The sequence below is a fragment of the Streptomyces sp. NPDC056486 genome, from assembly GCF_042795295.1.
Classification (GTDB): domain Bacteria; phylum Actinomycetota; class Actinomycetes; order Streptomycetales; family Streptomycetaceae; genus Streptomyces.
This window is the reverse complement of the sequence record NZ_JBHTSF010000024.1, coordinates 1-20,619: the sequence shown is the minus strand read 5'-3', so window position 1 is coordinate 20,619 and position 20,619 is coordinate 1. Positions and strand designations below refer to the sequence as shown.

Annotated in this window: 18 protein-coding genes; 10 read left to right on the top strand and 8 right to left on the bottom strand. The window is 69.3% G+C overall.

Going from position 1 to position 20,619, the window contains the following annotated elements; genetic code table 11:
• Positions 1–125 precede the first annotated feature (125 nt).
• The 6 genes from ACFQ7F_RS12860 to ACFQ7F_RS12835 all read left to right on the top strand — a co-directional run bounded on the left by ACFQ7F_RS12860 (position 126) and on the right by ACFQ7F_RS12835 (position 8,111).
• Positions 126–2,480, top strand: coding sequence for a bifunctional SulP family inorganic anion transporter/carbonic anhydrase (locus ACFQ7F_RS12860; RefSeq protein WP_383269779.1), 2,355 nt, complete (start codon positions 126–128; stop codon positions 2,478–2,480).
• Between the two features lie 79 nt (positions 2,481–2,559).
• On the top strand, positions 2,560–4,533 hold the full coding sequence (acs, locus tag ACFQ7F_RS12855) for an acetate--CoA ligase (RefSeq protein WP_383269777.1): 1,974 nt from the start codon (positions 2,560–2,562) through the stop codon (positions 4,531–4,533).
• A 210-nt stretch (positions 4,534–4,743) separates the two neighbouring features.
• Complete coding sequence (nhaA, locus tag ACFQ7F_RS12850; RefSeq protein WP_383269775.1) at positions 4,744–6,150, top strand: Na+/H+ antiporter NhaA; 1,407 nt, start codon at positions 4,744–4,746, stop codon at positions 6,148–6,150.
• Between the two features lie 96 nt (positions 6,151–6,246).
• Positions 6,247–6,762, top strand: a complete 516-nt coding sequence (locus tag ACFQ7F_RS12845) for a phage holin family protein (RefSeq protein ID WP_383269774.1) — start codon at positions 6,247–6,249, stop codon at positions 6,760–6,762.
• Positions 6,759–7,706, top strand: a complete 948-nt coding sequence (locus tag ACFQ7F_RS12840; protein ID WP_383269772.1) for an alpha/beta fold hydrolase — start codon at positions 6,759–6,761, stop codon at positions 7,704–7,706. The genes ACFQ7F_RS12845 and ACFQ7F_RS12840 overlap by 4 nt, the downstream gene beginning before the upstream one ends.
• Positions 7,707–7,922: 216 nt before the next feature.
• On the top strand, positions 7,923–8,111 hold the full coding sequence (locus ACFQ7F_RS12835) for a hypothetical protein (RefSeq protein ID WP_383269770.1): 189 nt from the start codon (positions 7,923–7,925) through the stop codon (positions 8,109–8,111).
• 40 nt (positions 8,112–8,151) lie between these two features.
• On the opposite strand, the gene ACFQ7F_RS12830 is transcribed toward ACFQ7F_RS12835, so the two are convergent.
• Genes ACFQ7F_RS12830 through nth form a run of 3 tightly spaced genes read right to left on the bottom strand, consistent with a single transcriptional unit; the run spans position 8,152 to position 11,291 of the window.
• Positions 8,152–9,354 carry a MarP family serine protease gene (locus tag ACFQ7F_RS12830; protein ID WP_383269769.1) on the bottom strand — a complete coding sequence of 401 codons (1,203 nt, stop codon included), beginning with the start codon at positions 9,352–9,354 and terminating at the stop codon, positions 8,152–8,154.
• Positions 9,355–9,403: 49 nt separating this feature from the next.
• Positions 9,404–10,186, bottom strand: a complete 783-nt coding sequence (locus ACFQ7F_RS12825) for an NUDIX hydrolase (RefSeq protein ID WP_383269767.1) — start codon at positions 10,184–10,186, stop codon at positions 9,404–9,406.
• Positions 10,187–10,241: 55 nt separating this feature from the next.
• Positions 10,242–11,291, bottom strand: a complete 1,050-nt coding sequence (nth, locus tag ACFQ7F_RS12820; RefSeq protein WP_383269766.1) for an endonuclease III — start codon at positions 11,289–11,291, stop codon at positions 10,242–10,244.
• A 310-nt stretch (positions 11,292–11,601) separates the two neighbouring features.
• On the opposite strand from nth, the gene ACFQ7F_RS12815 reads away from it, so the two are divergent.
• Positions 11,602–12,276, top strand: a complete 675-nt coding sequence (locus tag ACFQ7F_RS12815) for a Crp/Fnr family transcriptional regulator (protein WP_016642758.1) — start codon at positions 11,602–11,604, stop codon at positions 12,274–12,276.
• Between the two features lie 326 nt (positions 12,277–12,602).
• Here ACFQ7F_RS12815 and ACFQ7F_RS12810 read toward each other — a convergent pair whose 3' ends face one another.
• The 4 genes from ACFQ7F_RS12810 to ACFQ7F_RS12795 form a co-directional block, all read right to left on the bottom strand.
• Complete coding sequence (locus tag ACFQ7F_RS12810) at positions 12,603–13,433, bottom strand: MBL fold metallo-hydrolase (RefSeq protein ID WP_383269764.1); 831 nt, start codon at positions 13,431–13,433, stop codon at positions 12,603–12,605.
• Positions 13,430–14,305: an NUDIX hydrolase gene (locus ACFQ7F_RS12805; protein ID WP_383269763.1), complete on the bottom strand. Its 876-nt coding sequence runs from the start codon at positions 14,303–14,305 to the stop codon at positions 13,430–13,432. Before ACFQ7F_RS12805 ends, ACFQ7F_RS12810 begins: the two co-directional genes overlap by 4 nt.
• A gap of 98 nt (positions 14,306–14,403) precedes the next feature.
• Positions 14,404–14,874: a RidA family protein gene (locus ACFQ7F_RS12800; RefSeq protein WP_383269761.1), complete on the bottom strand. Its 471-nt coding sequence runs from the start codon at positions 14,872–14,874 to the stop codon at positions 14,404–14,406.
• Positions 14,871–15,032, bottom strand: a complete 162-nt coding sequence (locus ACFQ7F_RS12795; RefSeq protein ID WP_383269760.1) for a DUF4177 domain-containing protein — start codon at positions 15,030–15,032, stop codon at positions 14,871–14,873. Before ACFQ7F_RS12795 ends, ACFQ7F_RS12800 begins: the two co-directional genes overlap by 4 nt.
• Before the next feature lie 82 nt (positions 15,033–15,114).
• Between ACFQ7F_RS12795 and ACFQ7F_RS12790 the strand changes: the two genes are divergently transcribed.
• Positions 15,115–16,095 (top strand): ArsA-related P-loop ATPase, encoded by a 981-nt coding sequence (locus ACFQ7F_RS12790; RefSeq protein ID WP_383269758.1) that lies wholly within the window; start codon positions 15,115–15,117, stop codon positions 16,093–16,095.
• Positions 16,092–17,606 carry an ArsA family ATPase gene (locus ACFQ7F_RS12785; RefSeq protein WP_383269757.1) on the top strand — a complete coding sequence of 505 codons (1,515 nt, stop codon included), beginning with the start codon at positions 16,092–16,094 and terminating at the stop codon, positions 17,604–17,606. Before ACFQ7F_RS12790 ends, ACFQ7F_RS12785 begins: the two co-directional genes overlap by 4 nt.
• Positions 17,607–17,699: 93 nt before the next feature.
• Here ACFQ7F_RS12785 and ACFQ7F_RS12780 read toward each other — a convergent pair whose 3' ends face one another.
• Positions 17,700–18,044 carry a WhiB family transcriptional regulator gene (locus ACFQ7F_RS12780; RefSeq protein WP_383269756.1) on the bottom strand — a complete coding sequence of 115 codons (345 nt, stop codon included), beginning with the start codon at positions 18,042–18,044 and terminating at the stop codon, positions 17,700–17,702.
• 449 nt (positions 18,045–18,493) lie between these two features.
• On the opposite strand from ACFQ7F_RS12780, the gene ACFQ7F_RS12775 reads away from it, so the two are divergent.
• A partial coding sequence (locus ACFQ7F_RS12775) for a transglycosylase domain-containing protein (RefSeq protein WP_383269755.1) occupies positions 18,494–20,619 on the top strand: 2,126 nt, incomplete at its 3' end.

The following is a 20,619-nucleotide window of genomic DNA, read 5'->3' as shown; positions in this document are numbered from 1 at the left end:
GTTTACCGAGAGTTGAGATATCCCGCCGCTGCAACGCCGTGACCCACGGCCGCGACCCGCCCTCCGGAGACCGCCGGAGGACCCCCTGTTCCGCGACCGCGCTGCCCCGGAGGAGACGGGAAACCATGTCTGCCTGCGTCCCCACCCATGCCACCGACTCGGCCCACGCATCACGCGACCACGAGCCCCACGCGCCGCCGCCGGGCAAGTTCCGTAAGTTCCGCATCGCGGGCGCCGACGTATCCGCGTCGATCGCCGTCTTCTTGATCGCCCTGCCGCTGTCCCTCGGCATCGCGCTCGCCACCGGAGCACCGCTCCAGGCGGGCCTCGTCGCCGCCGCAGTCGGCGGCCTCGTCGCCGGATGGATCGGCGGATCGCCGCTGCAGGTCAGTGGCCCCGCCGCAGGGCTCACGGTCGTCACCGCCGACCTCATCCACCAGTACGGCTGGCGGACCACCTGCGCCATCACCGTTCTCGCCGGGCTCACCCAACTCGCCCTGGGCTGCCTGCGCGTGGCCCGCTCGGCGCTCGCCGTCAGCCCCGCCGTCGTACACGGCATGCTCTCCGGCATCGGCGTAGCCATCGCCGTCGCCCAACTGCGCATCGTGCTCGGCGGCACCCCGCAGAGCACCGTGCTCGCCAACCTCCGTGCGCTGCCTGGCCAGTTGGCCGACCTTCAGCCGGCCACGCTGTCGATCAGCGTGCTGACCCTGGCGGTGCTGCTGCTCTGGCCGCGGATTCCCGGCCGTGCGGGGAAAGCCGTCCGTGTCGTGCCCGCGCCCCTTGTCTCCGTGGCCGCGGCGACAGCTGTCGCCGCGATCGCCGGGCTGAGCGTGGCCAAGGTCGACCTGCCCTCGTGGCGCAGTCACTCCCTTGCGGGCCTGCCCGAAGGTCCCGTGCTCGGGCTCATCGCCGCCGTACTCACGATCACCCTGGTCTGCAGCGTGCAGTCACTGCTCGGCGCCGTCGCCGTGGACAAACTCGTCTCCGGACGGCGCGACCTGAGCACCGGTCGCAGCCGCTCCAACCTGGACCGCGAACTGCTCGGCCAGGGCGCCGCCAACGCCGTGTCCGGAGTCCTCGGCGGGCTCCCCGTCGCCGGGGTCGCGGTGCGCAGCGTGGCCAACGTGCGAGCCGGTGCCGTCAGCAGGAACTCCACGATGCTGCACGGCGTTTGGGTAGTAGTAGCCGCCCTGCTGATGGTCCCCCTGCTCGAGCTGATCCCACTCGCCGCGCTGGGCGCCCTGGTGATGGCGGTCGGCATCCAGATGGTGAATCTGAACCACATCCGCACCATCACCCGCCACCGCGAGATCCTCGCGTACACCACCACGACACTCGGCGTCGTCTTCCTCGGCGTGCTCGAAGGAGTGGCCCTCGGGGTCGCCGTCGCCGTGGCCGTCGCTCTGCACCGCCTTGCCCGCACCCGGATCACCCACACCGAGGAGGACGGGACCCACCACGTGCGCGTGCGCGGTCAGTTGACCTTCCTCGCCGTGCCGCGGCTCAGCAGGGCGCTGCACCTCGTACCCCAAGGGGCCACCACCATCGTGGAGTTGGACGGATCATTCATGGACCACGCGGCGTACGAAGCGCTGCAGTGCTGGCAGGACGCGCACACCGCGCAGGGCGGCACCGTCGAGGTGACCGGGCGCGCCGGGACGCGGATCGCCGAGCCCGCGAGCGCCTCGCACTCCTGCTGCAGGCCCTGGACGGCCTGGCGCAACCACCACTGCGACCGTCCACAGGAGACCCCCCGGGGTGAGAGCCGACCCAGCGGGCACCAACTGGCCAGCGGGATCAGCGCGTTCCAGCGGAACACGGCCCCGCACGTGCGGGGCGAGCTCGCCCGCCTTGCCCGGGAGGGCCAGCAGCCCTCACAGCTCTTCCTGACCTGCGCCGACTCCCGGCTCGTCACCTCGATGATCACGTCGAGCGGCCCCGGTGACCTCTTCGTCGTACGCAACGTCGGCAACCTGGTGCCACTGCCGGGCGCCGAGAGCGGGGACGACTCGGTGGCAGCGGCGATCGAGTACGCGGTGGACGTACTGGAGGTGCGGTCCATCACCGTGTGCGGGCACTCCGGGTGCGGGGCGATGCAGGCGCTGCTCAACACCCCGCCGGGAGGCGCGCAGACGCCTCTCAAGCGGTGGCTGCGGCACGGGATGCCGAGCCTCGATCGTCTCGCGGCGCACAAGGACGAGGGATGGGCGCGGCTCGCGGGGCGGGCACCCGCCGACGCCGTCGAGCAGCTCTGCCTGACCAACGTGGTCCAGCAGCTGGAGCACCTGCGCGGCCACGAGTCCGTGGCGCGGCGCATGGCGGAGGGATCCCTTGAACTGCACGGCATGTACTTCCATGTCGGCGAGGCACAGGCGTATCTCCTCACCGAGAGCCCGGACGACGTGTTCGACCAGGTCACGCCGTCACCGCACGAAGGAACACCGCGTGAGGAGCCACCCACCCGAGTAAAGGTCTAAACCAATTTTCGGCAGGCTCTTGTCACCAGGGGTATACGTCTGATGAGCTGTGCTTTTGGACACAACGGACACCCTGGGAATGGGAGATGTCGTGAGCAACGAAAGCCTGGCCAACCTTCTTAAAGAAGAGCGAAGGTTCGCGCCACCGGCCGACCTGGCGGCCAACGCCAATGTCACCGCGGAGGCGTATGAACAGGCCAAGGCTGACCGGCTCGGCTTCTGGGCCGAGCAGGCCCGCCGGCTGACCTGGTCCACCGAACCGACCGAGACGCTCGACTGGTCGAACCCGCCGTTCGCGAAGTGGTTCGCCGACGGCAAGCTCAACGTCGCGTACAACTGCGTGGACCGCCATGTGGAGGCCGGCAACGGCGACCGCGTGGCGATCCACTTCGAGGGTGAGCCCGGCGACAGCCGGGCCATCACCTATGCCGAGCTCAAGGACAAGGTCAGCCGGGCCGCCAACGCGCTGACCGAACTGGGTGTCCGCCAGGGCGATCGCGTCGCGGTCTATCTGCCGATGATCCCCGAGGCCGTCATCTCGATGCTGGCCTGTGCCCGCATCGGCGCCGCGCACTCCGTGGTCTTCGGCGGCTTCTCCGCCGACGCCATCGCCAAGCGCGTGAAGGACGCCGACGCCAAGGTCGTCATCACCTCCGACGGCGGCTACCGCAGGGGCAAGCCCGCCGCCCTGAAGCCCGCCGTCGACGACGCCGTCGCCCGCGACGACAGCTCCGTCGAGCACGTCCTCGTCGTGCGCCGCACCGGCCAGGACGTGGCGTGGACCGAGGGCCGCGACGTGTGGTGGCACGAGCTCACCGAGCGCCAGTCCGCCGAGCACACCCCCGAGGCCTTCGACGCGGAGAACCCGCTCTTCATCCTCTACACGTCGGGCACGACGGGTAAGCCGAAGGGCATCCTGCACACCTCCGGCGGCTATCTGACGCAGGCCGCGTACACCCACCACGCCGTCTTCGACCTCAAGCCGGAGACCGACGTCTACTGGTGTACGGCCGACATCGGCTGGGTCACCGGGCACTCGTACATCACGTACGGCCCGCTGGCGAACGGCGCGACCCAGGTCATGTACGAGGGCACGCCCGACACCCCGCACCAGGGGCGCTTCTGGGAGATCGTCCAGAAGTACGGCGTGACCATCCTCTACACGGCCCCGACGGCCATTCGTACGTTCATGAAGTGGGGCGACGACATCCCCGCGAAGTTCGACCTGAGCAGTCTGCGGGTCCTGGGGTCGGTCGGTGAGCCGATCAACCCCGAGGCGTGGATGTGGTACCGCAAGAACATCGGCGCCGACAAGTGCCCGATCGTGGACACCTGGTGGCAGACCGAGACCGGCGCCATGATGATCTCGCCGCTGCCCGGCGTGACCGAGACCAAGCCGGGCAGCGCCCAGCGCGCACTGCCGGGCATCGCCGCGACCGTCGTCGACGACGAGGCGCGCGAAGTACCCAACGGCGGTGGCGGCTACCTCGTCCTGACCGAGCCGTGGCCCTCCATGCTGCGCACCATCTGGGGCGACGACCAGCGCTTCATCGACACGTACTGGTCGCGCTTCGAGGGCAAGTACTTCGCCGGTGACGGCGCGAAGAAGGACGACGACGGCGACATCTGGCTCCTGGGCCGCGTGGACGACGTGATGCTCGTGTCCGGGCACAACATCTCCACCACCGAGGTCGAATCCGCGCTCGTCTCGCACCCCTCGGTCGCCGAGGCCGCGGTCGTGGGCGCGGCGGACGAGACCACCGGGCAGGCCATCGTCGCCTTCGTGATCCTGCGCGGCACGGCCAACGCCGACGACGAAGGCCTCGTGGCCGACCTGCGCAACCACGTCGGCACGACGCTGGGCCCGATCGCCAAGCCCAAGCGCGTCCTTCCGGTCGCCGAGCTGCCCAAGACCCGGTCCGGGAAGATCATGCGGCGACTGCTGCGGGACGTCGCCGAGAACCGCGCGGTCGGCGACGTCACCACGCTCGCCGACTCGTCCGTGATGGATCTGATCCAGACCAAGCTGCCCGCCGCACCGAGCGAGGACTAGTCAGGCCCAAGCCAGAGGGGGGCATCCGGCATCGCGCCGGGTGCCCCCCTTGCGCATAAAGTGAAGATCGCCGGATAAGTCCGTTCGCATGTTAGGTACGCTAAGGACCGCGTCAACATCACGACAACAACGCGACAAGAAGTACCTAGGTGTGCCGGGAAGTCTGGTCGGCAAGTGATTTGTCCTGCCTACCGACCGGAGGTCGACCCCGTGGCCGCGCCCGCACCCCAGAACAGCAGCAACGGCCGCAAGGTTCTCGGACGGCTCTCGCTGCCCGAGCGGAACTTCGTCGCGAACGCGCTGCGTGCAGAGACCGTCGGCGGTGTCCTCCTCCTCGTCGCCGCCGTCACCGCGCTGATCTGGGCGAACACCGCAGGCGGGTCGTACGAATCGGTGCGCGGCTTCCACCTCGGGCCGAGCTCCCTCGGCCTCGACCTCTCCATCCAGCACTGGGCGGCCGACGGTCTGCTCGCCGTCTTCTTCTTCGTCGCCGGCATCGAACTCAAGCGCGAGCTCGTCGCGGGCGATCTGAGCGACCCGAAGGCCGCCGCGCTGCCCGTCGTCGCCGCGCTCTGCGGCATGGCCGTACCGGCTCTCGTGTACGTCCTGGTCAACACGGTCGGCGGCGGTTCCACGGACGGCTGGGCGGTGCCGACCGCCACGGACATCGCCTTCGCCCTCGCCGTCCTCGCGGTCATCGGCACCTCGCTGCCGTCCGCCCTTCGCGCCTTCCTGCTCACGCTCGCCGTCGTCGACGACCTCTTCGCGATCCTGATCATCGCGGTCTTCTTCACCAGCGACCTCAACTTCGCGGCGCTCGGCGGCGCGGTCATCGGCCTCGCGGTCTTCTGGCTGCTGCTCCGCAAGGGTGTACGCGGCTGGTACATCTACGTTCCGCTGGCCCTGGTCGTCTGGGGGCTGATGTACAACAGCGGCATCCACGCCACGATCGCCGGTGTCGCGATGGGCCTGATGCTGCGCTGCACCCGCCGCCAGGACGAGGAGCACTCGCCGGGCGAGCACATCGAACACCTTGTACGACCCCTCTCCGCGGGGCTCGCCGTACCGCTGTTCGCGCTGTTCAGCGCCGGTGTCGTGGTGTCGGGCGGCGCGCTCGGGGACGTATTCAGCAAGCCGGAGACGCTCGGTGTGGTGCTCGGTCTCGTGGTCGGCAAGGCGGTCGGCATCTTCGGCGGCACCTGGCTCGCAGCCCGGTTCACCAAGGCCGAGCTCAACGACGAACTCGCCTGGCCGGACGTGTTCGCGGTCGCCTCGCTCGCCGGTATCGGCTTCACCGTCTCGCTCCTGATCGGCGAACTCGCCTTCACCGAGGACCCGCTGCTCACCGACGAGATCAAAGCAGCCGTCCTGATGGGCTCTCTCATCGCGGCCGTACTTTCCGGGATCCTGCTCAAGGTGCGCAACGCCCGCTACCGCGCGCTGTACGACGACGAGGAGCGCGACGACGACCTCGACGGCATCCCGGACGTGTACGAACAGGACAAGCCGGAGTACCACCTGCGGATGGCCGCGATCTACGAAAAGAAAGCGGCCGAACATCGCAGGCTTGCCGAAGTGTCGGCCGGGGCACGCGCCGATGACGATGGTCCGGCATGATCTGAGCAGGCTTGACTGCGCAGACTGAGCTGAGCGGTCGTCACTGAACAGATGTTGTGAGCACGCATACGCAGGCTTACGGAGAAGGGGAAAGCGATGAGCACACCCGACGGGCCCGTCGGCACCGAACGCAGCCTCGGCCAGCTGGTCTCCTCGGCGACCAGCGAGATGTCCGCGCTGGTGCACGACGAGATCGCGCTGGCCAAGGCCCAGCTGCGGCAGGACGTCAAGCGGGGTGCGGTCGGCGGGGCCGCGTTCGCCGCGGCGGGAACGGTGCTGATCTTCTCGCTGCCGATGCTGAGCTTCGCCCTGGCGTACGGCATCCGTACGTGGAGCGGCTGGAACATGGCGATCTGCTTCGTGCTCTCCTTCGCGGCGAACGTGCTGGTCGCCGGAGTGCTCGCGCTGATCGGCGTCGTCTTCGCGAAGAAGGCCAAGAAGGGCAAGGGGCCGCAGAAGGTCGCCGCTTCGGCCAAGCAGACGGCTGCCGTACTGCAGAACGCCAAGCCGCACCCGCGTGCGGTGAGCCCCCTGGACGTGGTCACCCCCGCGGGTGCCTCCCTCGATCGTGGCGGTGAGAAGACGGCAGCTGTGGCACGCTCGTCTTCATGACGGACCCCGCCACACCCGCCCCCCATCCGGCCCAACCGACGCCACCCGTACGCATCGAAGGACCGTGGACCCACCGGGACGTCGCCGCCAACGGCGCGCGCTTCCACATCGCCGAGATGGGCGACGGGCCGCTCGTGCTGCTCCTGCACGGCTTTCCGCAGTTCTGGTGGACCTGGCGGCATCAGATGGTGGCGCTCGCCGACGCGGGCTTCAGGGCGGTCGCGATGGACCTGCGGGGCGTGGGCGGCAGCGACCGTACGCCGCGCGGTTACGACCCGGCGAACCTCGCGCTCGACATCACGGGCGTCGTGCGGTCGCTCGGTGAGCCGGACGCCGCGCTCGTCGGGCACGACCTGGGCGGGTACCTCGCGTGGACGGCGGCGGTGATGCGGCCCAAGCTGGTGCGCCGCCTCGCCGTCTCCTCGATGCCGCATCCACGGCGCTGGCGTTCGGCGATGCTCTCGGACCGCAAGCAGACGGCCGCGAGTTCGTACGTGTGGGGCTTCCAGCGCCCGTGGCTGCCGGAGCGTCAACTCGTCGCGGACGACGCGGCTCTGGTGGGGCGTCTGGTGCGGGACTGGTCGGGGCCACGGCTTCCGGACGACGAGGCGGTGGAGACGTACCGCCGCGCCATGACGATCCCGTCGACGGCACACTGTGCGATCGAGCCGTACCGCTGGATGGTGCGGTCGATGGCCCGTCCGGACGGCATCCAGTTCAACCGGCGCATGAAGCGTCCCGTGCAGGTTCCTACGCTGCATCTGCACGGCTCCCTGGACCCGGTGATGCGGACACGCAGTGCGGCGGGTTCGGGCGAGTACGTCGAAGCGCCGTACCGCTGGCGGCTGTTCGACGGCCTCGGGCACTTCCCGCAGGAGGAGGACCCGGCCGCCTTCTCGACCGAGCTGGTGAACTGGCTGAAGGATCCCGAACCGGATCGGTAGTCCGCGCGGGGCCTGAATCGGCATCAGCGGGGTACCCGATCAGGACGGCCGGGATCAGCGCCGGCGTCGGCGGGGCCCTGAATCAGGGTCAGAAAGACGTCCGTACCCGGGGGTAGGGGAACGTCTGTTCTTCGAACGGCTACTTGCCACCCGCATAGGCCAATTGGGGCGCGTGGGCGCGATTACCGACCTTGAGGCACGGGCACACGTCGGGGTATGGGCTGGACGCACGACTACAGTGAAGTAGCACGCAACCGCCGCTCAGCCATCGCGCTGAACAGCCGTGAGAGGGGCGGTCCGCACGATCCGGGCCATGAAGGCCCTGCTCAAGGCATCGGCATTCCCCACATCCTGCGCCGCAGGGCCCGCTGGGTCTCGGCGCGGCTGAGGCATACGCGCGACTGATCCGCCTGCTCCACCGACTGCTCCCCGACTGCGGCCCCGGCTACAGCGCGCAGCCCTGACTGTCGACCTCCTGGTTGGCGGTGCGGCCCGCCTCGATGTCCTCGCGGACCTCGTCGGCGGTGAGCGCGTAGCCGGTGTCCGGGTCGTCAAGGGACTTCGCGAAGACCACGCCGTAGACCTTGCCTTCGGGCGTCAGGAGCGGGCCGCCGGAGTTGCCCTGGCGGACGGTCGCGTAGAGCGAGTACACGTCGCGGCGCACGGTGTCCCGGTGGTAGATGTCCGGGCCCTTGGCCGTGATGCGCCCGCGCACGCGCGCGGGTCGGACGTCGTACGGACCGTTCTCCGGGAAGCCCGCGACGATCGCGTTGTCGCTGCTCGTCGCGTCCTTCGACGTGAACTGCAGCGGGGGCGCCTGGAGGGTCGGCACGTCCAGTACGGCGATGTCGCGCTCCCAGTCGTAGAGCACGACCTTCGCGTCGTACGTCCGGCCGTCTCCGCCTATCTGGACGGTCGGCTCGTCCACGCCTCCGACCACGTGCGCGTTCGTCATCACGCGGCGGTCTGAGAAGACGAAGCCGGTGCCTTCAAGGACCTTGCCGCAGCCGCGGGCCTCGCCCTGCACCTTCACGATGGACTGCTTGGCCTTCGTGGCGACCGCGCTCTTGGCGAGCTTGGGGTCGGGGGCCTTGACGTCGGTGATCGGCTCGTTCGAGAACGGGCTGAAGACCTGCGGGAAGCCGTTGCGCGCAAGGACCGAGGAGAAGTCGGCGAACCAGGTGTCGGCCTGGCCCGGCAGCGTGCGCGAAACTCCGAGCAGGATCTTGGAGTTGCGTACTTCCTTGCCGACCGTCGGCAGCGTCGTGCCCGCGAGGGCGGAGCCGATCAGCCAGGCGACGAGGAGCATCGCAAGGACGTTGACCAGCGCGCCGCCCGTGGCGTCCAGGGCTCTGGCGGGCTGCCAAGTGATGTACCGGCGGAGCTTGTTGCCCAAGTGCGTGGTGAAGGCCTGGCCGATGGAGGCACAGACGATCACGATGACCACGGCGACGACGGCGGCCGTCGTGCTCACCGCTCCCTCGTCGTCCGTGAGAGCGCCCCAGATGACGGGCAGCAGGTACACCGCGACGAGTCCGCCGCCCAGAAAACCGATCACCGACAGGATGCCGACGACGAATCCCTGGCGGTAGCCGACGACCGCGAACCATACGGCGGCGACCACCAAAAGGATGTCCAGCACGTTCACCGATTCAATCCTCGCCTCGCATCGCGGTCGCCACGTCCCCGCAACCTTGTCATGCGCGCCAGTCGAGCGGCACCTGCTTGGTGCGGTCCCAGGGACGTTCCCAGCCTGCGAAGTGCAGAATCCTGTCGATCACTCCGGCCGTAAAACCCCAGACCAGAGCCGATTCGACGAGGAAGGCCGGGCCTTGGTGACCGCTCGGATGAACTGTCGTCGCGCGGTTGTCGGGATCCGTGAGATCGGACACGGGAACCGTGAAGACGCGGGCTGTCTCGGCCGGATCGACGACGCCGACGGGGGTGGGCGAGCGCCACCAGCCGAGCACCGGGGTCACCACGAAGTCGCTCACCGGGATGAAGAGCCTGGGCAGCACTCCGAAGATCTGTACGCCTCGGGGGTCGAGCCCGGTCTCCTCCTCGGCCTCGCGCAGGGCGGCGCGCAGGGGGCCGTCCGTCAGCGGATCGCCGTCCTCGGGGTCGAGAGAGCCGCCGGGGAAGGAGGGCTGGCCCGCGTGCGAGCGAAGGCTCCCGGAACGCTCCATCAGGAGCAGCTCGGGACCGCGCGTGCCCTCTCCGAAGAGGACGAGCACGGCGGACTTGCGCCCGGCGCCGCTCTCCGGGGGCAGGAAGCGGCTGAGCTGGGTCGGCCGGACCGTTTCGGCGGCGCGGGCGACGGGGTCCAGCCAGGCGGGGAGGCCGTCGGTGCTGAGGCGCACGTGTCCGTTGGGCCCGCCGATGCGGCCGGGCCGCCCTGGGAAGCCGTGCCCCTCGCTCATGTCGCTCATGTGCGCTTCGCTCGTGTCGGTTGTCTCGCTCGTGTCGCTCGCGTGCGTCATCGGCACCCCCGTCCATTTGTGGACAACGCCTGTGGCCCCTCGGTTCGTTCCTCGCTCACGCGGCGCCCAGCGGGGGCGCCGCCTTCCCCGGGTAGTCCGGCGGGGGCTTGAGGCGCTGGCCCGGCAGACCGCCCATCTCGTACTTCAGGAGCTTCTTCGCCTTCTCCGGGTCGGTCTCGCCCTCCCCGTACGACGGGCAGAGATCGGCGATCGGACAGGCGCCGCAGGCGGGCTTGCGGGAGTGACAGATCCGGCGGCCGTGGAAGATCACGCGGTGCGAGAGCATCGTCCACTCGCTCTTCGGGAAGAGGTCGGCGATGGCGGCCTCGACCTTCACCGGGTCGGTCTCCTCGGTCCACTTCCACCGGCGGACCAGCCGACCGAAGTGGGTGTCCACAGTGATGCCGGGGACCCCGAAGGCGTTCCCGAGCACGACGAACGCGGTCTTGCGGCCTACGCCGGGCAGCTTGACCAGGTCTTCCAGGCGGCCGGGGACCTCGCCTCCGTGGTTGTCCCGCAGGGCGGCGGCGAGCCCCATGATCGACTTCGTCTTCGCCCGGAAGAACCCGGTCGGCCGGATCAGCTCCTCGACCTCTTCGGGGTTGGCGGCGGCGAGGTCCTCCGGGGTCGGGTACGCCGCGAAGAGGCGCGGGGTCGTCTGGTTCACCCGCAGGTCGGTGGTCTGCGCGGAGAGGACCGTGGCGACGAGCAGCTCGAAGGGGTTCTCGAAGTCGAGCTCGGGGTGGGCGTACGAGTACACGTCCGCGAGCTCGCGGTTGATCCGGCGGGCCCGCCGGACGAGGGAGGCGTGGGACTCGGGCTTGGCTTTGGCCGGGGGCTTGGTCTTGGCCGGGGTTTCGGTCTTGGCCGGGGCTTTGGTCTTGGCCGGGGCTTTGGTCTTGGCCGGGGTGGGCTTCTTGGCGGCGGTGACCTTCTTCGCCGGGGCGGCTTTCTTGGCCGCGGTGGCTTTCTTCGCCGGAGTCGCGGTGACCTTCTTCGCCGGAGTCGTCGTGGCCTTCTTCGCCGGAGTACCGGCTGCCTTCTTCGCGGGGGTGCGTTTCGCCGCGCCGGCGGTGGCTTGATTCTTCTCCGAAGGCTGACTCACCGGTGGCACCCTTGTCCCTTTTGTCGCATTCTCTGGACCAATGGAAGCATGTTCGCCCACAGCGGAACCCAGGCAGGCTGTAACCTTCTGAATCCCCTTGGCCTGTGCTCTCACCGGCATTTGGACACCCGGCCAGCCTAGAGCCCGACACTGACATCCGCCCTGGACCCTATGGATCGGCCCCCAATTGGCCCCCTCCCGCACAGCACGCGACGCCAGTGCGGCAGACTTGTGACTGATCACACTGTTTGGACCGTCCGGCAAAATGGGGAGCACGGTCCCCTGATGCAGGTCGACAAGGAGAGAACTCGTGGACGACGTTCTGCGGCGCGCCCCGCTCTTCGCGGCGCTCGATGACGAGCAGGCCGCGGAGCTCCGCGCCTCCATGAGTGAGGTGACGCTCGCGCGCGGGGATGCGCTTTTCCATGAAGGTGACCCCGGAGACCGCCTTTACGTGGTCACCGAGGGCAAGGTGAAGCTTCACCGCACCTCACCCGACGGCCGGGAGAACATGCTCGCGGTGCTCGGCCCCGGCGAGCTCATCGGTGAGCTCTCGCTCTTCGACCCGGGCCCGCGTACGGCAACCGCCTCCGCGCTCACCGAGGTCAAGCTGCTCGGCCTCGGCCACGGCGACCTCCAGCCGTGGCTGAACGCACGGCCCGAGGTGGCCGCGGCGCTGCTGCGTGCCGTCGCTCGGCGCCTGCGCAAGACCAACGACCAGATGTCCGATCTGGTCTTCTCCGACGTGCCCGGGCGTGTGGCCCGCGCCCTTCTGGACCTGTCGCGCCGCTTCGGCGTGCAGTCCGAAGAGGGCATCCACGTCGTGCACGACCTCACGCAGGAAGAGCTGGCCCAGCTGGTCGGTGCCTCCCGCGAGACGGTCAACAAGGCGCTTGCGGACTTCGCCGGGCGCGGGTGGCTCCGGCTCGAGGCCCGCGCGGTGATCTTGCTGGACGTGGAGCGGCTGGCCAAGCGTTCTCGCTGACGCGGTTTCGCTGACGCTGTTTCGTACGCGGATGGGGTCCCGCCTCTGATGAGGCTGGGCCCCATTCGTGCTTCCGCTACAGACTTTCCCGCCCACCCGCCCGATTACCCCGGGTGTGGGGTGGGTGGGTGCCACCGGGGGGGGCCGCCTGAGTGGCGGTGCCACTTGGGGGTGGGTGTCGCCTGAGTGGGCGGGCGCCGCCTGAGTGGGCGGGTGCCGCCTGAGTGGGCGGGTGCCGCCTGAGTGGGCGGGTGCCGCCTGAGTGGGCGGCTGTCGGCTGGCTGGGTGTCGGCCTGGGGCGGGGCGTGGGTGTTTCCGCCCTGCAGCTAGATCAAGCCGTGTTCGCGCAAGTAGTCCAGCTGCGCGCGTACCGACAGTTCCGCTGCCGGCCACAAGGAGCGGTCCACGTCCGCGTATACGTGGGCGACCACGTCCGAAGGCGCTACGTAGCCGTTCTCGACGGCTGTCTCGACCTGGGCCAGGCGGTTCGCGCGGTGGGCGAGGTAGAACTCGACGACACCCTGAGCGTCCTCCAGGACCGGGCCGTGGCCCGGCAGGACCGTGTGTACGCCGTCGTCGACCGTCAGGGACCGCAGGCGCCGCAGGGAGTCCAGGTAGTCCCCCAGGCGGCCGTCAGGGTGCGCCACGACCGTCGTACCGCGGCCCAGGACCGTATCGCCCGTCAGGACAGCCTGATCGGCCGGGAGATGGAAGCAGAGGGAGTCTCCGGTGTGTCCCGGCGTCGGGACCACACGCAACTCAAGGCCGCCCGTCGTGATCACGTTCCCCGCTTCCAGGCCCTCGTCGCCGAGGCGCAGCGCGGGGTCGAGGGCACGCACCTTGGTGCCGGTCAGCTCGGCGAAGCGCGCGGCGCCCTCCGCGTGGTCCGGGTGGCCGTGGGTGAGGAGGGTGAGCGCGACCCGCTGCCCGGCCTTCTCGGCCGTGGCGATGACGTTCTTCAGGTGTATGTCGTCCAGGGGCCCCGGGTCGATGACGACCGCGAGCCCGGAGCCGGGTTCGGAGACGATCCAGGTGTTGGTTCCGTCGAGCGTCATCGCGGACGCGTTGGGGGCCAGCACGTTGACCGCGCGGGCGGTGGCGGGACCGCTGAGGACTCCGCCCCGGGGCTGGCCGGGAAGAGCGGCGGCTTCGGTCATGCGGAATCCCCCGTCGGGATGTGCGGGATGTGCTTGGTGAATTCTTCGTGGCCCGGCCAGGTCAGCACCAACTCGCCGTCCTCCAGGCGCGCCTGGGCAAGGACCGGGGTCAGGTCGCGCTCCGGGGCTGCGGAAAGGGCGTCCGCGGCCGACCCGTAGGGACTCAGCTGGCGCAGGGTCGCGATGGTCGGCGGCATCATCAGGAGGTCGCCCTTGTCGTACCCCGCGGTGGCCTCCCCCGGAGCGATCCACACCGTGCGGTCCGCCTCCGTGGAGGCGTTGCGGGTGCGCTGCCCCTCCGGGAGAGCGGCCACGAAGAAGAACGTGTCGTAGCGCTTCGGCTCGAACTCCGGAGTGATCCAGCGGGCCCACGCGGCAAGCAGGTCACTGCGCAGGACAAGGCCCCTGCGGTCCAGGAACTGGGCGAAGGAGAACTCGCGGGCCACCAGGGCCTCGCGGTCCGCCTCCCAGTCGTCGCCCGTGGTGTCGCCGACGACGCTCGACGGGGTCGGCCCCGCGAGCAGCACGCCCGCTTCCTCGAACGTCTCGCGGACGGCGGCGCACACGATCGCCTGGGCGCCGGGCTCGTCCACGCCCAGGCGCGCCGCCCACGTCGCGCGGGACGGGCCCGCCCAGCGCACGAGGTGGTCGTCGTCGCGCGGGTCCACGCCGCCGCCCGGATACGCGTACGCGCCTCCGGCGAAGGCCATGGAGGCGCGTCTGCGCAGCATGTGCACGGCGGGGCCCGCCACGGAGTCCCGAAGGAGCATGACCGTGGCCGCCCGGCGCGGAGCCGCGGGCTTCAGTTCGCCGCTGCTCAGCGCACGGATGCGGTTGGGCCACTCCGGGGGATACCACTGCCCATTAGCCATGGGCGGAGGCTATCTCCTGGTGGGCTGATGTTCGAGAGGCAACTATCGGGTGCCAGAAGGCAGCCGGAAGGCAGCCGGAAAGACGGACAAGGCAAGGGCTACGCCTCGGTCAGCTCCACCTGGATCTCGACCTCGACCGGTGCGTCCAGCGGCAGGACCGCGACGCCCACCGCGCTGCGGGCGTGCACGCCCTTGTCGCCGAGCACCTCGCCGAGCAGCTCGCTCGTGCCGTTGATCACAGCGGGCTGGCCCGTGAAGTCCGGGGCCGACGCCACGAAGCCGACGACCTTCACGACGCGCGCGACGCGGTCCAGGTCACCGGCGATGGACTTCACCGCGGCGAGCGCGTTCAGGCCACACGTGCGGGCCAGTTCCTTGGCCTCCTCGGGGGTCACCTCCGCGCCGACCTTGCCGGTCACCGGAAGCTTGCCCTCCACCATCGGGAGCTGGCCCGACGTGAAGACGTACACACCGGACTGAATCGCCGGCTGGTAGGCGGCGAGCGGCGGCACGACCTCGGGCAAGGTCAGACCGAGCTCGGCCAGCTTCGCCTCCACGGCCCCACTCATGCCTGCTTCTCCCGCTTCAGGTAGGCCACGAGCTGCTCGGAGTTGTTCGGCCCGGGCACGACCTGGACGAGCTCCCAGCCGTCCTCGCCCCAGGTGTCCAGAATCTGCTTCGTGGCGTGGACGAGCAGCGGCACGGTTGAGTATTCCCACTTGGTCATATGGCCGACTGTAGCCGTTGTGAGGCGCTGCTCACGGTGGCCTCCTGCTTAGTCCGCACGGCGACTGGTTAGGCTCGGAAGTGTGAGCAGGCTCCAGGTCGTCAGCGGCAAGGGCGGTACCGGCAAGACCACGGTGGCCGCCGCACTCGCGCTCGCCCTCGCGACGGAGGGCAAGCGCACCCTCCTCGTGGAGGTCGAGGGCAGACAAGGCATCGCGCAGCTCTTCGAGACCGAAGCGCTGCCGTATGAGGAGCGGAAGATCGCCGTCGCTCCCGGGGGCGGGGAGGTGTATGCCCTTGCCATCGACCCCGAGCTCGCCCTGCTCGATTACCTCCAGATGTTCTACAAACTGGGGGGCGCGGGACGCGCGCTCAAGAAACTCGGCGCCATCGACTTCGCCACCACCATCGCACCAGGTCTGCGGGACGTCCTGCTGACCGGCAAGGCCTGCGAGGCCGTACGCCGCAAGGACAAGAGCGGGCGGTACGCGTACGACTGCGTGGTGATGGACGCGCCGCCCACCGGCCGCATCACGCGCTTCCTGAACGTGAACGACGAAGTCGCGGGCCTCGCCAAGATCGGCCCCATACACAATCAGGCGCAGGCCGTGATGCGCGTACTCAAGTCACCTGAGACAGCGGTGCACTTGGTGACGCTCCTCGAAGAGATGCCCGTCCAGGAGACCGCCGACGGGATCTCCGAGCTGCGTGCCGCGAAGCTCCCCGTGGGGCGCGTCATCGTGAACATGGTGCGGCCCGCGCTGCTCGACGAGGCCTCCCTGGAACTCGGACTCGGCCGGACCCCGCGTACCGCCATCGCCAAGTCCCTGTCCGCCGCCGGGCTCGGCGGGGCACGCCGGGGCGGTGTCGCCGAACGCCTGGTCGACCCGCTCCTGGAGCAGGCCGCCGAGTACGCCGAGCGGCACGCCCTGGAGGGCTCCCAGCGGACCGTCCTCGGCGACCTCGGCCTCCCCCTGCACGAGCTCCCGCTCCTGGCCGGCGGAATGGACCTGGCGGGGCTCTACGAACTCGCCACGGAACTGCGGAAGCAAGGGATCGCATGACCTCGGACCCCGCACGACACCGACACCCGGACACGGCAGGGCACCAGGACACGACACGCCCCCTGGACCCGGCCCGCACGCTCGACGTGGACACCCTGCTCGACGACCCGAAGACCCGCATCGTGGTGTGCTGCGGCTCCGGAGGCGTCGGCAAGACGACCACGGCGGCAGCACTGGGCCTGCGCGCCGCCGAACGGGGCCGCAAGGTCGTCGTCCTGACGATCGACCCGGCACGCCGGCTCGCCCAGTCCATGGGGATCGACTCGCTCGACAACGTCCCGCGCCGGGTCAAGTCCATCGACGGGTCCGACGGCCACGGGTCCGACGGCGGCGGCGAGCTGCACGCCATGATGCTCGACATGAAGCGCACCTTCGACGAGATCGTCGAGGCGCACGCGGACAAGGAGCGGGCGAGCGCGATCCTCAACAACCCCTTCTACCAGTCGCTTTCGGCGGGCTTCGCGGGCACGCAGGAGTACATGGCGATGGAGAAGCTGGGGCAGCTGCGCGCCCGCGACGAGTGGGACCTGATCGTCGTCGACACGCCGCCATCGCGCTCGGCCCTCGACTTCCTCGACGCGCCCAAGCGCCTCGGCTCATTCCTGGACGGCAAGCTGATCCGGGTGCTCATGGCCCCGGCGAAGGTGGGCGGCCGGGCCGGGATGAAGTTCCTGAACGTCGGGATGTCGATGATGACGGGGGCGCTCGGCAAGCTGCTCGGCGGGCAACTGCTGCGTGACGTCCAGACGTTCGTCGCCGCGATGGACACCATGTTCGGCGGCTTTCGCACCCGCGCGGACGCCACGTACCGGCTGCTTCAGGCGCCGGGTACGGCGTTTCTCGTGGTGGCGTCGCCGGAGCGGGACGCGCTGCGTGAGGCGGCGTACTTCGTGGAGCGGCTGGCCGCCGACGACATGCCGCTCGCCGGTCTCGTACTGAACCGGGTGCACAGCAGCGGCGCCGCCCAGCTCTCGGCCGAGCGGGCGCTTGCCGCCGCGGAAAATCTTGATGAGAGCCGCATTGTGGATCAGGAGGACGGGAAGGTTGGAGTGCGTACCTCCCGCGAGGCTCCCGGCAACTCCCCCGAGGCCCCCGACAGTTCCGAGACCTCCGAGACCTACGAGACTCCTGAGCCCTCCAAGACTTCTGAGCCTTCTAAGACTGCTGAGCCCTCCGAGACCCCCGGTAGTTCCGAGACCGCCGCACCTTCCGGGGCAGCCTCTGCGGCACGTTCCGAACCCCATGGCACGCAACCGCATGACATGCATCCGCACGACACGCATCCGCCCGTGGCACAGCTGACCGCGGGCCTTCTGCGACTGCACGCGGAACGCATGCGGCTGCTCGCGCGCGAACAGCGCACGCGCGACCGCTTCACCGCGCTTCACCCCGAGGTGGCCGTGACCGAAGTGTCGGCGCTGCCGGGTGACGTGCATGACCTGGCAGGCCTTCGGGCCATCGGGGACCGGCTCGCGGCCGGTACTGATGGTGACCCGGCCGGAGCTGCCTGAGCAACGGGACTGACCCACTGCCACGCGGCCGATGGGGACCTTCCCCCACCGCCTGATGGGGGTCTTCCCCCACCGCCACGCGGCCGACGGGCTCTACCCCACTGCCGCGTAGCTCTCGTACGTCTCGTCGTCCTCCAAGTCCACGGGCAGCAGGCCCGCGCCACGCTCGTACTCGGAGCGCGCCGTCTCCAGCAGACGGCGCCATGAGGTGACTGTGGGACGCCTGCGCAGCAATGCGCGGCGCTCCCGCTCAGTCATGCCACCCCACACGCCGAACTCGACGTGGTTGTCCAGCGCATCGGCCAGGCACTCCGTGCGCACCGGGCATCCGGTGCACACCGCCTTGGCCCTGTTCTGCGCTGCTCCTTGAACGAACAGTTCATCTGGATCGGTAGTGCGGCAGGCCGCCTGCGCACTCCAGTCGGTTACCCAGCCCATACCGGCGCCGTCCTCTCCCGAATCGAGGCTCCCCCACGGCGGCAGCGGCATATTCACCGCCGCCAGTTGAGGACGTTACGGAAGGTGGGCACAGCGCAACACCCCCTTCGGGCCCAATCTTGAATGGCCCGAACGGACTATGCGTAAGCGGCAGATCACCCGACGGAGTGAGCTGGCGACATGCGTGATTAACCCGGCAAATGCGGGCACTTCAGCTGGGTCACAACGGGCATCAGATGCCGCATGAGGCGATTTCGGGCACTTCCCCGGGCTCATTCCGAACTCATTCCGAGCTCGATCCGAGCCCGAGAAGAACAGGGGGAGCCCACTCGGGATTCGGGGCCGATGGGCTGAGGGAATGTTGCCAAACCGCACTGCTGTGACAGTTGAGAGCAGCTTAGGCCAAGGCATTGAGGCGTGTCCGGCGAATCAGAACGTAGGCTGCCCCCATGGGAAAGAAGCGCTCCGGCGGTGGTCTGTCACCAACTCAGCAGGCCGCGAAGTTCCTAGGTGTCAGCGTGCTCGCGGGAGCGGTGCTGGCAGGCATCGCCCTGCCCGCGGCCGGCGCGCTCGGCCTCGCGGCGAAGGGGTCGGTCGAAGGATTCGACGAGATCCCCTCCAACTTGAAGCAGCCGCCGCTGAGTCAGCGCACCACGATCCTGGACAACAAGGGCGGCTCCATCGCCACTGTCTACTCCCGTGACCGCACGGTGGTGCCCCTCAAGCAGATCTCGCCGTACATGCAGAAGGCGATCGTCGCGATCGAGGACTCGCGCTTCTACGAACACGGCGCGGTCGACGCGAAGGGCATCCTGCGAGCGCTGAACCAGAACGCGCAGAGCGGCGGCGTCTCCCAGGGCGCGTCCACGCTCACCCAGCAGTACGTGAAGAACGTCTTCGTCGAGGAGGCCGGCGACGACCCGACGAAGGTCGCCGAGGCCACTCAGCAGACGCTGGGGCGCAAGATCCGCGAGCTGAAGTACGCGATCCAGGTCGAGGACAAGCTGGGCAAGAAGCGCATCCTCAGCAACTACCTGAACATCACCTACTTCGGGCAGCAGGCGTACGGGGTCGAGGCCGCGGCCCAGCGCTACTTCTCCAAGCCCGCCAAGGACCTGCAGGTCCAGGAGGCCGCGCTGCTCGCCGGCATCGTGCAGTCCCCCAGCAGGTACGACCCCGTGAACGACACGCAGGAAGCGACCAAGCGTCGCAACACCGTGCTGCAGCGGATGGCCGAGACGCACGACATCACGCAGGCGGAGGCCGCGGCGGCCAAGGAGAAGCCGCTCGGCCTGAAGGTGAGCAGGCCCAAGAACGGCTGCATCACCTCGGTCAGCGGCGCCGGGTTCTTCTGTGACTACGTACGCGAGGTCTTCCTCTCCGACCCGGTCTTCGGCAAGACCAAGGAGGACCGGGCCAAGGTCTGGAACCAGGGCGGTCTGCGGATCAAGACGACCCTCGACCCGCAGTCGCAGCAGTCCGTGCAGGCCTCCATAAAGGATCACGTCAACCAGACCGACGACGTGGCGACGGCGGCCACCATCGTCCAGCCGGGCACCGGCAAGATCCTGGGCATGGGCCAGTCCCGGCCCTACGGCTTCAAGAAGGACGAGACCACGATCAACCTCTCCGTGGACCACGCGGTGGGCGGCGGCGCGGGCTACCAGCCGGGATCGACCTTCAAGCCGATCGTGGCCGCGGCCGCTCTGGAGGGCGGCACGCCGCCGACCAAGAGCTATGGATCTCCGTACGAGATGCCGTATCCCAGCAGCGTCGCGGCGTGCGACGGCAAGAAGTGGGTGAACTCGGGCGGCGACAAGCTCACCAATGAGAACGAGACCGAGGTCGGCCCGTACGGCATGAAGGAAGCGACCGCGAAGTCGGTCAATACCTACTACGTGGAGCTGATCGGCGACATCGGGATCTGCCCGGTGACGCAGATGGCCAAGAAGATGGGCGTCGAGCGGGCCGACGGCAGGAAGATGGACCAGGCGCCGTCGATCGCGCTCGGCACCCAGGAGATGTCGCCGCTGACGATGGCGGGCGCGTACGCGACGTTCGCCTCACGCGGTAAGTACTGCACGCCCATCGCGATCGAGTCGATCTCCGATCCGGAGGGCAAGTCGATGCCGGTGCCGAAGTCGACGTGCTCGCGCGCGATGACGACGAAGACGGCGGACACGATCAACACCCTCCTGAAGGGCGTGGTCGAGGACGGAACCGGCCAGGAGGCGGGCCTCGGCTCCCGTCCGAGCGCGGGCAAGACGGGTACGACCGACTTCCGCTACGCCGCCTGGTTCGTGGGCTACACCCCGAACATGTCGGGCGCGGTCTGGGTCGGCGACCCGCAGCACAAGCGGCAGATGGTCGACATCACCATCGGCGGAGTCCCGTACGACAAGGTCTTCGGTGGTGAGGTCCCGGGTCCGATCTGGCGGGACGCGATGAGTGGAGCCCTCGCGGGCAAGCCCGGGCCGGGCTTCCACAACGTCCACATCCCGGACGGCGACAAGGGCAAGGACAAAGACAAGGACCACGGGGACAACAAGCCGGGCGGCGGCGGTAACGGCGGGGG